This window comes from Oricola cellulosilytica (assembly GCF_019966575.1).
GTDB classification, from domain to species: domain Bacteria; phylum Pseudomonadota; class Alphaproteobacteria; order Rhizobiales; family Rhizobiaceae; genus Oricola; species Oricola cellulosilytica.
The window spans coordinates 451,704-466,290 of the sequence record NZ_JAINFK010000002.1 but is presented as its reverse complement, the minus strand read 5'-3'; the positions used below and the strand labels follow the sequence as shown (position 1 = coordinate 466,290).

General features: G+C 63.5%; 17 protein-coding genes and 1 pseudogene. 14 read left to right on the top strand and 4 right to left on the bottom strand.

The genetic code is table 11. The annotated features are described in order from the left end of the window. Positions 1-118 precede the first annotated feature (118 nt). Positions 119-538 (top strand): response regulator, encoded by a 420-nt coding sequence (locus tag LC298_RS06895; protein WP_131567836.1) that lies wholly within the window; start codon positions 119-121, stop codon positions 536-538. Between the two features lie 3 nt (positions 539-541). On the opposite strand, the gene LC298_RS06890 is transcribed toward LC298_RS06895, so the two are convergent. Then, complete coding sequence (locus tag LC298_RS06890; protein WP_131567838.1) at positions 542-1,606, bottom strand: sensor histidine kinase; 1,065 nt, start codon at positions 1,604-1,606, stop codon at positions 542-544. 421 nt (positions 1,607-2,027) lie between these two features. Between LC298_RS06890 and LC298_RS06885 the strand changes: the two genes are divergently transcribed. Next, a complete protein-coding gene (locus tag LC298_RS06885; protein ID WP_223385573.1) occupies positions 2,028-2,435 on the top strand; it encodes a helix-turn-helix domain-containing protein in 408 nt (135 codons plus the stop codon). After that, a complete protein-coding gene (locus tag LC298_RS06880) occupies positions 2,432-3,118 on the top strand; it encodes an RES family NAD+ phosphorylase (RefSeq protein WP_131567840.1) in 687 nt (228 codons plus the stop codon). Before LC298_RS06885 ends, LC298_RS06880 begins: the two co-directional genes overlap by 4 nt. 6 nt (positions 3,119-3,124) lie before the next feature. Here LC298_RS06880 and LC298_RS06875 read toward each other — a convergent pair whose 3' ends face one another. Together LC298_RS06875 and LC298_RS06870 are read right to left on the bottom strand one after the other, a co-directional pair. Then, a complete protein-coding gene (locus tag LC298_RS06875) occupies positions 3,125-4,018 on the bottom strand; it encodes a LysR family transcriptional regulator (RefSeq protein WP_158284742.1) in 894 nt (297 codons plus the stop codon). A gap of 254 nt (positions 4,019-4,272) precedes the next feature. Further along, a complete protein-coding gene (locus tag LC298_RS06870; protein ID WP_131567843.1) occupies positions 4,273-4,491 on the bottom strand; it encodes a hypothetical protein in 219 nt (72 codons plus the stop codon). A 363-nt stretch (positions 4,492-4,854) separates the two neighbouring features. On the opposite strand from LC298_RS06870, the pseudogene LC298_RS18175 reads away from it, so the two are divergent. Further along, positions 4,855-5,028, top strand: a pseudogene (locus tag LC298_RS18175) (BrnA antitoxin family protein); the annotation flags it as partial. Positions 5,029-5,115: 87 nt separating this feature from the next. On the opposite strand, the gene LC298_RS06865 reads toward LC298_RS18175, so the two are convergent. Then, positions 5,116-5,592 (bottom strand): GNAT family N-acetyltransferase, encoded by a 477-nt coding sequence (locus LC298_RS06865; protein ID WP_158284743.1) that lies wholly within the window; start codon positions 5,590-5,592, stop codon positions 5,116-5,118. Between the two features lie 164 nt (positions 5,593-5,756). Here LC298_RS06865 and LC298_RS06860 point away from each other — a divergent pair, with 164 nt between their 5' ends. From LC298_RS06860 to LC298_RS06815, 10 genes are all read left to right on the top strand, one after another. Next, entirely contained in the window at positions 5,757-5,966 is a 210-nt protein-coding gene (locus tag LC298_RS06860; protein WP_223385572.1) for a hypothetical protein, read from the top strand. A gap of 108 nt (positions 5,967-6,074) precedes the next feature. Then, positions 6,075-6,353 carry a hypothetical protein gene (locus tag LC298_RS06855; protein ID WP_223385571.1) on the top strand — a complete coding sequence of 93 codons (279 nt, stop codon included), beginning with the start codon at positions 6,075-6,077 and terminating at the stop codon, positions 6,351-6,353. 84 nt (positions 6,354-6,437) lie between these two features. Beyond that, a complete protein-coding gene (locus LC298_RS06850; protein ID WP_131567849.1) occupies positions 6,438-7,121 on the top strand; it encodes a response regulator transcription factor in 684 nt (227 codons plus the stop codon). A gap of 25 nt (positions 7,122-7,146) precedes the next feature. Then, positions 7,147-8,523, top strand: a complete 1,377-nt coding sequence (locus tag LC298_RS06845; protein WP_131567851.1) for an ATP-binding protein — start codon at positions 7,147-7,149, stop codon at positions 8,521-8,523. Between the two features lie 100 nt (positions 8,524-8,623). Beyond that, complete coding sequence (locus LC298_RS06840) at positions 8,624-9,070, top strand: RT0821/Lpp0805 family surface protein (protein ID WP_131567853.1); 447 nt, start codon at positions 8,624-8,626, stop codon at positions 9,068-9,070. A gap of 94 nt (positions 9,071-9,164) precedes the next feature. Beyond that, positions 9,165-10,346, top strand: coding sequence for a c-type cytochrome biogenesis protein CcmI (ccmI, locus tag LC298_RS06835; RefSeq protein ID WP_131567855.1), 1,182 nt, complete (start codon positions 9,165-9,167; stop codon positions 10,344-10,346). Then, the gene (gene ccmE / locus LC298_RS06830) at positions 10,343-10,795 is read left to right on the top strand and encodes a cytochrome c maturation protein CcmE (protein WP_131567856.1); all 453 of its coding nucleotides are present in this window, start codon (positions 10,343-10,345) and stop codon (positions 10,793-10,795) included. Before ccmI ends, ccmE begins: the two co-directional genes overlap by 4 nt. Next, complete coding sequence (locus LC298_RS06825) at positions 10,792-12,789, top strand: heme lyase CcmF/NrfE family subunit (RefSeq protein ID WP_131567858.1); 1,998 nt, start codon at positions 10,792-10,794, stop codon at positions 12,787-12,789. The genes ccmE and LC298_RS06825 overlap by 4 nt, the downstream gene beginning before the upstream one ends. 4 nt (positions 12,790-12,793) lie before the next feature. After that, the gene (locus tag LC298_RS06820) at positions 12,794-13,270 is read left to right on the top strand and encodes a cytochrome c-type biogenesis protein (RefSeq protein WP_131567860.1); all 477 of its coding nucleotides are present in this window, start codon (positions 12,794-12,796) and stop codon (positions 13,268-13,270) included. 32 nt (positions 13,271-13,302) lie between these two features. Next, positions 13,303-14,523, top strand: coding sequence for a bifunctional alpha/beta hydrolase/OsmC family protein (locus tag LC298_RS06815; protein WP_131567862.1), 1,221 nt, complete (start codon positions 13,303-13,305; stop codon positions 14,521-14,523). Positions 14,524-14,587: the final 64 nt, after the last annotated feature.

Below are 14,587 nucleotides of genomic sequence, written 5' to 3'. Positions count from 1 at the left end.
CGGCGAGAGAGGTTATCGTGCGTTGGAACGGTTCAGTCCCGGGCGAGTATGGGCGCCGGTAAGGGAAACCGTAGTCGAGTCATTGAAACAGCAGGGGGCGGAGAGGCGGAGGACAGCGATGATGGCGGCTGTTGCGAAGGAGAGATTTCCTGGCGGACGCATTATGGTGGTAGACGACAACGCGTTCGACCGCTCGCTTATCATCGGCAAGATGCGTGCGGCGATGAAGGATTGCCACCTGATCGAGATCGGCGAGAGCGCCAGCGCGGCGCCCGCGGTCGCCGAGAGTCGGCCCGACCTGGTGCTTCTCGACATAAGGATGCCGGCCCCGGACGGTTTCGCGGTGCTCTCGCGCATACGCAAACTACGGGACGGCGGCGAGACCAAGGTCGTCATGCTGTCGAGTTCCACCAGTCCGCGCGATCAGAGACGTGCCAAGGAGCTTGGCGCCGACGGATACGAGGTCAAGCCCGACTCGCTGGCCGGCTACGACCGGATGATCGAGGATATTGCCGCCAAATGGCTTACGCGGCATTGACGATCAGGCGCGTTCGCCCCTGAAGGTAACGCTGATCGTCGCGCCCTTTCCGAATACCGGTTCCTCCACTGCGACCGCGCCGCCGCGGGCCTCGGTGATCTTGCGCACGGCGGCAAGGCCAAAACCGCCGGTCGGTGGGCATCCGTTCGAGCCGGGCGCCGAGCCGGCCGGGAAGTCTTTCGGGTCGAAACCGCAGCCGTCGTCGGACATGATGAACTTGATCCAGCCGGGTTCGGAATCGGGAGCCAGCGTGAGCGCCACCTTCGTCCGGCAGTGTTTCAGCGCATTGTCGAAAAGGTTGCGCAGGACGAGCTGAAGCGCCGGCCGGTCGGTCATGACGACGGACTTCGGAAAGTCGATCTGTTTGTCCCCCATCGGATCGAGAAGCGCGACGATGTCGGCGCAGATCCGGCTGAGATCGCAGTCCGATAGCGCGACCTCGCCCATGCCGAGCTGGCGCTGGTAGGAAAGCACCTCGTCGATCTGCTTCAGCGCCTTGCTGGTCATGCCCGATACGGTTTGCAGCAATTCCAACTTTCCGTCTCCGAGATCGTTGAAATCCTGCATGAGGACTTCCGACACGATCGAAATCTGCCGCAGCGGACCGCGCAAATCGTGCGCGGCGGTCGACGCCACCGCATCGATCTCGTCATTCAGCCGCTTGATCCGGTGATAGCTCTTGGAAAGCTCGAATTCGGTTTCCTTGCGCTCGGTGACATTGATCGCAAATCCCACCAGGCGGGATACCCTGCCGTTCGTGAAAAAGGGCGAGAGCGTCGTCTGCCACCACAGCGTGGTCTCCGGCAGGTTGAGACATTCCTCGTAGGTGTAGCACTCGCCGCTGTCGATGCAGCGGCGATAGTTCTCGGTAACCGTTTCGGCGACGCGCTCCGGAAGAAGCTCCTCCGGCGTCTTGCCTGCAAGGACGGCGTTGGTGAGGCCGGTGACCTGCGTGTGGGCGGCGTTGATCATCACGTAGCGCAGGCCGCCATCCCGCTCGACATCGATAACGAATGCCGGGATCCCGATATTGTCGAGAAACTCCAGCGAATGATCCGTCCTGTCCATGAGCGAGAGTCATTACGCGATTCGCGCCGGAGAATCTTCGCGAATAGGTATAAAATAACTGTGATTTCTTGCCTTGCGCCGGAAGATTTTGTTTTGCCGAGGGTGATTCGCGAGGCGGCGGGCGGGTATTGTGCACAGATCCGGCGTTCCCGCCGCGCTTCGTCGGGCGTTTTACGGGGCGTTAACCATTGTCGTGGAGGGTGGAGAGATTCCCGAGGCGTCCGGCTGCCAACAAGACGCGGCCAGGAATCTCTCCGTAGGGGACATTCCTGGCAGATGGGGAAATCAGCCAAGCCGGTAATCTTTTGCTAAAAAAAGTTAACGAAGCGTTAACGCCGCAGCCCGCGCGCCATTTCTTGACCTGCCATATGGCGAATCATATATTGCCATATGGCGAAGAGATGCAGGAAAGAGGCGTGACATGGCCAATGCGGCGCTGATGCCGGACGAGGGGCCGGAAATCTTCGAACCGACCGCGGGCGAGCGCGCGGTGATCGCCAAGGCGCTGGCGCGCGTCGCCGAGCACTGGCGTCTCACCAACGAGGAAGCCGCGGCGCTGGCGGGCGTCACCCCGCGCACATGGTCGCGGATGAAGGACGGCAGCTTTCGCGGCGCGCTGAACCAGGACCAGATGATGCGCGCGAGCCTTTTGGTCGGGCTTTTCAAGGGCTTGCGGCTGCTGTTTGACGGCCCGCTGACCTACGGCTGGCCGAAAAGCGCCAATGCCGGCTTCGCCGGAAAGACGCCGGTCGAAATGATGATCGGCGGCGGCATTCCCGCCATGATGCGCATCCGCGGCCATGTCGACGCCCTGCGGGGCGGCGCGTGAGCGAAATACCCCTTGCCGCCTTCGACGAGAAGAACACCCACCGGCTGATCGCGCAGGCCTATGCCGACGAGCCGGCCGTCGCGCCGCTGGCCGACGATGCGGCCGAGATCGCCATACTCACCGCGCTGGAGGCCCGCACCAGCGGCCGGCTGATGGCCGAACGCGGTGAACTGGACGAGGTGACGCCGGGCGAATTGCTCACGCCCGATTTCGGCTACGGCCATTCCTTCGTCAACGCGGCGCTGGTCTATACGCGCGCCGGGGGCAACCGCTTCAACGGCGAGGGGCGCGGCGCCTGGTATGCGGGGCTGGAGATCGAGACCAGCCTGGCGGAGATCGCCTTTCACCTCGACCGCGAGATCCGCAATGCCGGCGGCACCGACAACCGCTCGCGCTACGTGCAGCTCATCGCCCATGTCGAGGGCTGGATGGCGGATCTGCACCGGGAGCCCGGCCACCCCTGCCTCGATCCCGACCCGGCGAAGGGCTACCCGGAAGGCCAAAAGGTCGCCCGCGAGGTGCGGGCGAGGGGCGGCCACGGCATCGCCTATCCCTCGGTGCGCCGCGCGGGCGGGAACTGCGTCGCGGTGTTCTCGACCGTCGCGTTCCGCAAGGTGACGCGTGGCGGCGGCTATCTCCTGGAATGGAAGGACGGCAAGGGGCCGGAGATCAGGGAGGGGTAGGGCGGTTCAGAACCGTGCCTCCGCCCCGTCCTTCGGAAAGTTCTCGCCGACGAACTTCAGGAACTTGCGCACGCGCGGCTCCTGATAGGCGTCACGCGACGCGACAAGCCAGAGCCCGCTCGTCAGTTCCTCCTGATTGAAGCACCGCACGAGATCGGGCAGGGAATCCCCCTCGACGCAGGGCAGGACGCCGACCGCCTCCTCGGTCCTGAGCGAAGCCGACATGGTGACGACGGAATCGACCGTGCTGACGATCCGGGCGCTGTCCATATGTTGCTGCAGCCACTTCATCAGCTTGACGCCTTCCACCATCGGCTCGGGGTAGCTGAGGACCGGGTGGCTTGCCAGCTCGTCCAGCGAGCGCGGCATGCCCCTGGCCGCCAGATAGGCCTTGCTGCAGTAGATCGCCCATCTGACCGGCGGCAGTTTTCTGGCGATCAACGTGTCGCCCTGAATCGCGTCGGCGGCGCGGATGGCGACATCGGCCTCGCCGTCTTCCAGGGAGACATAGTGTTCGGCGGCGTTCGTCTCGAAATGGATGTCGGGGTTGTGTTTGCGGAATTCCGCGATCAGCGGCAGCACCCAGTGGGCCATGCTGGAATGGGCCGCCGTGACCCTTATCCGGCCTTCCGAGGCGCGCCCCAGATGGTCGGCGCGCGAAACCGTCTTCTCGGCGACGGCCGCCATCTCCCGGGCAAGGCCGATCATCGCGCTGCCCTGCGAAGTCAGCGCATAGCCCCGCGTGTCGCGCTCGAACAGGGTCAGCCCGAGGGCATGTTCCAGCACCCGGATGCGCCGGCTGACCGTCGTCTGGTTGATGGCGAGCTTTCTGGACGCGGCAAGCGTCGAACCCTCGTCGGCGACCGCAAGGAAGATACGCATGTCGTTCCAGTCGAACATCGCTCCACCACCCCTGCGGCAGTTTGCCCGCATACGGCGCGGTTGGGCAAGGATGGGGGGTCAAGCGCCAATTTCCGCCAGCACCCGCCGCACCGTTGCTATCGGCAGGAAGATGCGCAGCGGATTGGAGGGGAGCGGCTGGAAGCCGAAGCCCCGATAGATCGCCTTGCGGCTGGAAACTTTTCCGGATCGCCGCAATCCGGCACGTCGAGCATGACGACGGCGATGCCGATCCGGCGTGCCCTCCACAGCCCTCAAAGCATCGCCTTCTGGCGCGATTTTCGGATGCGCGGCTTCTTCACTTCGATCTTGTCCAGTTCGACGAGCCCCTCATAGACGATCTTGTCATTCTCAATCACCACGACGTAGACGCGGTTCCATGAGAGCGAGCGCTCGGGGAAGACCTTCACCCTGGTGATGTTCGACGACGACGTGCGGTATCCGTTTGGAAATCGCAGTTGCTTGTTTGCCATCAGCCCCTCCTCCCTAACCTACGGTGGAGGCGATCCCCCGGCCGTCGGCCGGGAGTCTGCACCTTCCACCAGCCGCTGACGGGACGGACGGCGCGCGAGCAATCGCGACAGCGTGGAAAGGGGAGCTTTCAATATACCACCGCCGTGCTGTTCGACCAACCAACCGCCCGTTGCAGCCGCCGATGGCGAACGTGACGATTCCCGCATCCCAGACCGCCAGCGGTTGGGAAGGGAGGGGGTGCCAGTGTGGCCACGCAAGCACCGCCATTCCGGCGAGGATCAGCGCCGCCCAGCCGGAGTTTGCTCGCCGGGTGACTTCCGTGCTTGCTTGTGCGCGGTGCGCCGTAGCGAGAGGAGCCGCCAATGAAGGGCAAATTCAACGCCAAACCCCTTACGGACCAGGAAGAGGCGAATATCCAGAAGCAGATCGCCGACGATCCCGATACCTGGGAAGCGTCCGATGAAGAGCTTGCCCGGGCAAAGCCTTTTGCCGAGGTGTTTCCCGATCTGGCGGAGAGTATCAGGCGGTCGAGAGGAGGGGGCGCTGCCAGCTCTTGTAGCAGTTTGCCCGCATACGGCGCGGTTGGGCAAGGACGGCGGGGGTGGGGGAGTGGCGCTGCCTGCTCAACTTTCTTTTTCCGCCAGCACCAGCCTCACCGTTGCTATCGGCAGGAACATGCGCAGCGGATTGGAGGGGAGGGGCTGGAAGCCGAAGCCCTGATAGATCGCCTTGCGGCTGGAGACTTTTTCCGGATCGCCGCAATCCAGCACGTCGAGCTTGACGAGGGCGATGCCGATCCGGCCGGCCGCCGCCTCGATGCGCCGGAGCGCGTCGGCGAGGAGATCCGCGCCGAAACCGCCGCCGCGAAACCGCCTGTCGCGCCCGATCATCGAGATATAGGCGGCGGGAATCGCGCCGTGCCCGGGTCTGTTTCGCGCGTATCTCGCCGGAATATCGCGATAATCGACCGCGTGGGCGTTCAGCGCATAAAAGCCGATCAGATCGCCGCGCGGCGACACCATGACATAAAGGCGTACATTGCCGGCCTTCGCCAGCTTGTTGGCGGAACGGCAGCGTTCGAAGCCGAAAGCGGTCAGCAAGACTTCACGCTCGACGCGCCGACGGTGACGGCGCTGGCCCTCGATACCCCTGGAGCGGCCCTCGATTTTTCGGTCGCCCAGATCAGTCGGGCGGCAGGCGCGGGCATTTCCGCGCGCCGCACGGTCATTCTCCCGTGAGCATCTCTTCAACCAGGAAAGGAAAGATGATGAACGATCAGAAACCGTGGTATTTGTCGAAAACCATCTGGGGAGCGTTGGTGAGCGTGTCAGCGACCGTTGCCATGATGGCTGGCATGCCGGTCGATGCGGGCAGTCAGGCGGTGCTGACGGAATCGATTCTCCAGACCATCTCGGCAGTGGCCGCAATCGTTGCGATTGTGGGGAGAGTGGGTGCAAATAGCCGAATCGGTTGAACTTTCAGCCTCGGACGGGGCTTGAATACTGGGCGTTAAGACTGATTATTCATGTCCCGTTCAGGCGCGCGCGGCTAGTTTGGCGGCCAAGTTGGAGAACAAGAAGAAATGTTTCGTACCACCATCGCCGCAGTCGCATTGCTCGCCGCATCGGCAACCGCCGGCGCTGAACGGCTGCGCCTGACAGACAGCTTCGGCGAGCCTGTGCAGATCGCCGCCGAAGATTGTTACGCTGTCGGGCAGCGGATAGCCGAACAGCGTGGCGCGCAGCTTGCCAGTGCGCAGACCGTGACGGAGGGGGGGCAGACCGTCTGTCGCGTCGTGCTTCTGATTCCGGGCCAGAACGGACAGCGTCCGCGCCGCGAGGAAGTGGTCGTCAGCGGCTGATCCTCGAGGATCGCGCAGCAAAAGCTGGTTTGCGATCATTCCCCTCTGATATAGCGTCTTCGAAAACAGTTGGAGGTCTGCGCCATGCGCATTCTCGTCGTCGAAGATGACATTTCGCTGAACGACCAGCTCAGATCGGCGCTGGAGGATGCCGGCTACGTCGTCGATGCGGCGAACGATGGCGAGGAGGGGCATTTCCTCGGCGATACCGAGCCTTATGACTGCGTGATCCTCGACATCGGGCTTCCGGTAATGGACGGCATCAGCGTGCTGCAGCGCTGGCGCGAGGACGGCCGGGCGATGCCGGTGCTGATCCTGACAGCGCGCGACCGCTGGAGCGACAAGGTTTCGGGGATCGACGCCGGCGCCGACGATTACGTCACCAAGCCGTTTCACGTCGAGGAGGTGCTGGCGCGGGTGCGTGCGCTGATCCGCCGCGCCGCCGGACATGCCTCGTCGGAGATTCGCTGCGGGCCGCTCGCCATAGACACGAAATCCTCCAAGGCAACGGTCGACGGGGTGGCGCTGAAGCTGACGTCGCATGAATTCCGGCTGCTTTCCTACCTCGCCCATCACCTCGACAAGGTGGTCTCGCGCACCGAACTGGTAGAGCACCTCTACGATCAGGACTTCGACCGCGATTCGAACACCATCGAGGTGTTCGTCGGCCGTTTGCGAAAGAAGCTCGGCCATGACCTGATAGAGACCGTCCGCGGACTCGGATACCGGATGAGTTCTCCGGAGCAAGCGGACAAGAAAGCCGTATGAGCGTTGAACTTTCCGGGATAAGCGATTGAATCTCCGGCTCGATTCCCTTGCCGTCCGGGTCGTTCTCCTGTCGAGCCTGTGGACGGTGGCGGCGATCGCGTTTCTCGGCTGGCTGTTGATCGGCCTGTACCGCAGCGATTCCGAACGCGGTTTCGAAAACCTGCAGCAGGCGCAGCTCTACAATCTCGTCGGCGCGATCTCGGTGGACGACGCCGGCGAACTGACCGGCTTTCCCGATTTCGGCAGTACGAGCTTTCTCCAGCCGCTTTCCGGCTGGTATTGGCGGGTGGAGCCCATCGAGAATGTCGAGGGGCCGCCGCTGGCCTCGCCTTCGCTTTCCGGCGAGACGCTTGAAGGACCGCCGCTGTCCGAACTGGGCTTCGACGAGCAATTCCAGCGCGTCTGGTTCGCCGAAGGGCCGGGCGGCGTAAATATCCGGGTCCTTGAAACCGAGATCGAGCTCGGCGAAGGCCGTATCGCCCGGTTTCAACTGGCGGGGAACCAGGACGAGTTTGAATTTGCGATACGCGATTTTGCCCGTCGCGTGGGCCTGATTCTTCTGGCCTTCGGCGCAGGGGTGGTGCTGATCAATGTCGGCATTCTGCTGCTCGGATTGCGCCCCCTTGACCGCGCGCGCCGGGCATTGGCGGAGATCAGAAGCGGCGCGGCGACAAGCCTTAAAGGCCGGTTTCCAAGGGAGATCCAGCCGCTTGTCGACGAAATGAACGCGCTGATCGACAACAACCGGCGCATCGTCGAGCGGTCGCGCACGCAGGTGGGCAATCTGGCGCATTCGCTGAAGACGCCGCTGTCGGTTCTGCTCAACGAGGCCGGCGCGAAGAAGAGTCCGTCGCGGACGATCGTCGCCGAGCAGGCGCGCGCCATGGATTTCCAGGTCCAGCACTACCTGAAGCGCGCACGCATTGCCGCCCAGCGCGAGAGCATCGTCTTTCGCACCGATGCGCGCCCGGTGCTGGAGAAACTGATTGGGGTGATGCGCAAGCTCAATCCGGAAAAATCCGTCGAACTTGAAACCACGCGAGCGATGCCGGTGTTCATGGGCGAGAAGGAGGATCTCGAAGAGATCGCCGGTAACCTGATGGAAAACGCGGCCAAATGGAGCCGCGGGCGCATCGATGTCTCGCTTGACCATTTCGCCGACGACGCGGGCAAGACCTGGCTGAAGCTTGCCGTCGAGGATGACGGGCCGGGGATCCCCGCCAGGGAGCGCGATACCGCTCTCAAACGCGGCAAGCGCCTTGATGAATCGGTGCCCGGTACCGGGCTGGGCCTGGCCATCGTCGCGGAAACCGCGTCGGCCTATGGAGGCACCATCGAATTGGGCGAGAGCAGGGCGGGCGGATTGCGCGCCGAGGTCATTCTTCCAGCTGCCTCCCATTGAAACCCGGCAGTTGCCGCTGTAGGGACAAAATGCCGACACAGTTATCGGCATGACAGTTTGTCATGTTCCCCGGGAACCACGTTCAGGTTTACAAGTGTTCATGCCCAGAAACCTCGTAATCACGACCCTCGTGGCCGCCGTGGCGGCTCTGTCCGGATGCACCACGTCCGCGCGTTCGCCCGTACCGGGCCTGGCTTTCGGCGCGACGCAGGCCGGGCAGGCCCGGTCGCACAGCGACGTCCTTATCACCTCGCTCAACGGCGGGATTATCGCTCCCGCCGTCCAACAGCAATTGAGCCTCGATGCCCGCCACAAGGCGCTGGAGGCGGAATATCGCGCGCTGGAACGCACCCCCGCTGGCGAGACTGTGACCTGGGGCCGGAGCGACCAGCGGTTCCGCGGCGAGGTGGTGGCCTCGCAGCCTTACCGCGTCGGGTCGCAGGATTGCCGACAGTACACCCATACCGTCTACGCCGAGGGAACGGCGCTGGAAAATCGCGGCGCGGCATGCCGCAACCCGAACGGCAGCTGGACACCGCTCGCCTGACGGGATTGGCATATATCGCATTTTGCGAATATGTAGTTGAAGTCTGTCGGTGAAGTGATTTGGCAGGCCTGACAGGGATCGGTATCTGACTGCCATGATTTTTTACGTTTCCGCCGCCATTCTCACGATCGTGATGCTCCTCGTTGCGCTCGCCCCGGCGTTGCGCGCCAAACCCGCCGCGGCCGCGCAGGACGAGCATCTCTACGACCTGACGCTTTACAAGGAGCAGATGCGCGAACTCGATGCGGACATCGCCCGCGGCGCCGTCGATGCCGAACAGGGGGAATATGCGCGCGCCGAGATCGGACGGCGAATTTTGGCCGTTGAGGATGCCATGCGCTCCTCGCACCGGCATGCGGCCTGGAAAGGCAGGGGGCTGGCGGTCGCTCTGGCGCTTTTCGTGCCCGCTGCCGCGGCTCTTCTCTATGGCGGGTTCGGGACGCCGGGCATGAAGGCGCAGCCGCTTCTCGCGCGCATCGAGGAGGAAAGGGCCAGGCAGGCTGCCGCGCAGACGGCGCAGGGTGTGGAAATCAGCCGGTTGGTCAAGCAGGCCGAAGACCAGCTTGCTCTGACGCCGGATGACGGAAGGGGCTGGGCGGTGTTGGCACCGATGTATCTGCGGCTCGGCCGCCCATGGGATGCGCGAAATGCCTATGAACGGGCCATCGACCTGCTGGGCGAGACAGCCGAGCGTCAGTCGGGCCTTGCCCAGGCGCATTACATGCTCGCGAGCGGATCGATGAATACGGCCGCCCGGGCGGCTGTCGCCCGGGCCCTGGAACTGGATCCGACAGATAGCCGGGCGCGGTTTTTCGCCACGCTCGGTTTTGCCGAGTCGGGCCGTATGAACGATGCCGTAAAGGGCTGGCGAGAACTTGCTGCCGACACAACAGCGGCACCCGAGTGGCGCGCCGGCGCCGCTAATGCTTTGCGCCAGTTCGATACGGCGGTGGCTGCAGCACCGCAGGCGGATATAGCCGCGCCCGCCCTCGACGAGGAGACGGTGCGCGAGGGACAGGCCATGGATGCTGAAGACCGGCAGGCGATGATCGCTTCCATGGTCGAGAGGCTCGATGCCAAGCTGCGCGAAAATCCTGATGATCTGGCCGGGTGGCAGCGCCTCATTCGCTCCTATGCGGTACTCGGACGCATTGCCGACGCTGAGGCCGCCATAGTACGGGCATCGGAGGCGTTCGAGGAGGACGCTCCCAAGAAGGAGGTGATCGAGGAGTTCGCCGCAACTCTTGGCCTGACGACGGGAGCCATAGACCAATGACCCGCAAGCAGAAGCGTTTTACCGTGATCTTCGGCGCTCTCGCGCTGCTGGGCGTTGCTGTTGCGCTGGTGCTGACCGCGCTTAGCGAGCAGGTGACGTTTTTCCGGACGCCGTCAGAACTGCTGGCCTCGCCGGAGGAAAACGCCGGGCGGCTTCGGCTCGGCGGACTGGTCGAGACCGGTTCGGTTACGCAGGGCGAAGATTCACAGGTGGAGTTCGCGGTCGAGGATACGAACGAACGGATCGTGGTTCGTTATGCCGGTATCCTGCCCGATCTCTTCCGCGAGGGGCAGGGCGTCGTGGCCGAGGGTCGGTTGCAACCGGACGGCACGTTCCTCGCCGACACTGTGCTCGCCAAACATGACGAGACTTACATGCCGAAAGAGGTGGCAGACAGCCTGAAAGAGCAGGGCTTCTGGCAGGGCGAGGAAGGGACGGCAACGCAATGATCATTGAACTCGGCCATTACGCACTCATCCTGGCGCTTGTGTTCGCCCTGGCGCAAACGGTGATACCGTTCATGGGGGCCCGAACTGGCGATGCGCGCTCGATAGCAATGGCGCCCAATCTGGCCTTTGCGGTGTTCGCCTCGATCGCGCTTTCCTTCACGGTCCTGACATGGGGCTATGTGGTTTCCGACTTCTCAATCCTGAACGTGTTCGAGAACTCCCATTCGCAAAAGCCGCTCCTCTTCAAGATCACCGGTGTCTGGGGCAATCACGAAGGCTCGATGCTGCTCTGGATTCTGATCCTTTCGTTGTTCGGTGCGCTCGTGGGGGCCTTTGGCGGAAACCTGCCGCCCAGTCTGCGGGCCACGGTTATCTCGGTACAAGGCACGATCTCGGTCGCATTCATCGGCTTCATACTGCTGACCTCGAATCCTTTCGAACGGCTGTCGCCGGCTCCCTTCGAGGGCCAGGATCTCAACCCGATCCTTCAGGATGTCGGCCTCGCGATCCACCCGCCGCTGCTTTATCTGGGCTATGTCGGCTTTTCGGTGTGCTTTTCCTTCGCGATCGCCGCGCTGATCGAGGGCCGGATCGACGCCGCCTGGGCGCGCTGGGTGCGGCCGTGGACGCTCGCCGCCTGGGTTTTCCTGACTGCCGGAATCGCGATGGGTTCTTACTGGGCCTATTACGAACTGGGGTGGGGTGGCTGGTGGTTCTGGGACCCGGTCGAGAACGCCTCCTTCATGCCGTGGCTGGCCGGAACCGCGCTGCTGCACTCGGCGCTGGTGATGGAAAAGCGCGAGGCGCTGAAGATTTGGACGATTCTGCTCGCCATTCTCACATTTTCGCTGTCGCTGCTCGGCACGTTCCTCGTGCGCTCGGGCGTTCTGACCTCGGTTCACGCTTTCGCCAGCGATCCGACACGCGGCGTGGTCATTCTGGGCATTCTGGTCTTCTTCATCGGTGGAGCGCTCTTCCTGTTCGCGCTGCGGTCGTCGACCTTGTCGAATGGCGGCATGTTCCATCCGATCTCTCGCGAGGGAGCGCTGGTCCTCAACAACCTGCTGCTGACGACTGCAACGGCGACTGTGTTCGTCGGCACCCTATATCCGCTCGCGGTCGAAGCCGTGACCGGCGAGAAGATCTCGGTCGGCGCGCCGTACTTCAACGCGACCTTCGTGCCGCTGATGATCCCGCTAATTCTGGCGATACCGTTCGGGCCGGTTCTGGCGTGGAAGCGCGGCGATCTTGCCGCCGCCGGGCAGCGCCTGTTCGTCTTTGCCGGCGCGGGCCTGCTCGCGGGCCTTGCCGTTCTTTATTTTGCCAGCGGCGCGCCTGTTTTCGCCGCGATCGGAATCATGATCGGCTTCTGGCTCGTCTTCGGCGCATTTGCCGACGTCTGGCAGAAGTCGGGTCTGCCGAAAGCCGGAGTGAAGACTGCGTCGGCACGGCTCCGCGGTCTGCCCCGTTCGGTCTGGGGTACGGCGTTCGCTCACGCCGGTGTCGGCGTGATGACGCTCGGCGTCGTTTCGGTGACCGCGTTCGAACAGGAACAGGTGCTGCGCATGTCGCCGGGTGATGTGACGGACCTGTCCGGCTATTCGGTACGGTTCGACGGTCTGACCGGCCAGCGCGGCCCGAACTATGTCGACGATGTCGCGACCTTTAGCGTGACGCGCGACGGCGCCCCTGTCGCCACCATCGAACCGGCCAAGCGCATTTATACCGCGCGCCAACAGCCAACCACCGAGGCGGGAATCCATACGCGGCTGTTCAGCCAGATCTACATCGCCCTTGGCGACCGCACCGAGGGTACGGACGAGATCGTCGTCCGCTTGTGGTGGAAACCGATGGTGACGCTGATCTGGTTCGGGGCGGTGATCATGATTCTGGCGGGCGCGTTCTCGCTGTCAGACCGGCGATTGCGTGTCGGCGCGCCAGTGCCCTCGCGCAAGCGCCCGAAACGGGCCGCCGCGCCCGTGCCGGCGGAATAGTCGAATGATTCATCGCCTTGCCTCGATTGTCCTGGCGGTCCTGCTGACCGTGTCGCCAGCGCTCGCCGTCAATCCGGACGAGATCCTGGACGACCCGGTCCTGGAGGAGAGGGCCCGCGACATTTCCGCCAAGCTTCGGTGTCTTGTCTGCCAGAACCAGTCCATCGACGACTCCGACGCGGATCTCGCACGCGATCTCCGCATTATCGTGCGCGAGCGCCTTGTCGAGGGCGATACGGATGGCGAGGTTCTCGACTTCGTGGTCGCGCGTTACGGGGAGTTCGTTTTGCTCGCGCCGCGGTTCTCGGCGCAGAATTTACTGCTCTGGGCAACGCCACTGATCGTCCTGCTGCTCGGCGGTATCGCCGCCATGTTCGTATTTCGCTCCCGGAGGCAGCCGGCACAGGGGGCGCGGCTGACGGCCGCCGAGCAGGAACGCCTCTCCAAGATTTTAACTGACGTGGAGAATGGCGACCGCTAGCGTCTTATCGATCCTGGACACGGAGAGCGGCCATGCCATCCAAAAAACGTGAGTTCCCGTCGTCGACGGGCGAGAAGCTGGCGGCGCGCCTCGATCTGCCGGACGGCGAGATTCGCGGCTGCGCGCTGTTTGCCCACTGCTTCACCTGCAGCAAGGACATTCTCGCCGCCAAGCGGATTGCAGCCAACCTGTCGCGCCTCGGCATCGCTGTGTTCCGTTTCGACTTCACCGGGCTCGGATCGAGCGAAGGCGAGTTCGCCAACACCAGCTTCACCTCCAACGTCGCCGATCTTGTGGCCGCGGCCAATCATATGCGCCAGACAATCGAGGCGCCGATTCTGCTGATCGGCCACTCGCTGGGTGGGGCGGCGGTGCTCTCCGCAGCCCACGAAATACCGGAAGTGAAGGGTGTCGTGACGATCGCCGCTCCCGCCGACGCCGAGCACGTGCTTGACAATTTCCGAGGCGATCTCGAGACGATAGAACGCGAAGGCTCGGCCGAAGTGACACTCGCCGCCCGCAAGTTCCGGATCGGCAAGGCGTTCGTCGACGCTGCACGCCAGACCAACCTGCTCGACCGTTTGCCGAACCTCAAGGCGTCGCTGATGGTGATGCACTCGCCCGTCGACGACACGGTGGGCATAGACAATGCGACGCGCATTTTCATGGCCGCGAAACACCCCAAAAGCTTCGTTTCGCTCGACAAGGCCGACCACCTGTTGACCAAGCCCGAGGACGCCGAATTCGCCGCGCAGGTGATCGCCGGCTGGGCGAGCCGCTTCCTGCCGAAGGAACAGCCGCAGGGCGTCGAGCCGATCGAGCATGTGCGCGTCAGCGAGACCCGGCAGTCGAAATTTCAGAACACCGTGCAGGCGGGCGTGCACCGGTTCTTCGCCGATGAGCCGGCGTCAGTGGGCGGCGCCGAGAGCGGCCCGTCGCCTTACGACCTGCTTTCCGCGGCGCTCGGTGCATGCACATCGATGACCCTGCGCATGTATGCCGACCACAAGAAACTCGATCTGGGAGCGGTGACTGTCGATGTCAGCCACGACAAGGTGCACGCCAAGGATTGTGCTGAATGCACTGACGAACACAAGGCGAAAGGCGGCAAGATCGATCGGTTCGAGCGGGTGATCACCATCGAGGGCGACGTCGAGCCGAATCTCGCCGCCAAGGTGGAGGAAATCGCCAACAAATGCCCGGTGCACCGGACGCTCGAATCAAGCTCCAAGATCGTAACGCGGATCGACTAGGGCTCGCATTGGACTGAAATGCCTTCGACCGCTCAGCAAGGTGAGCAAGCCCGCAAACACGTTC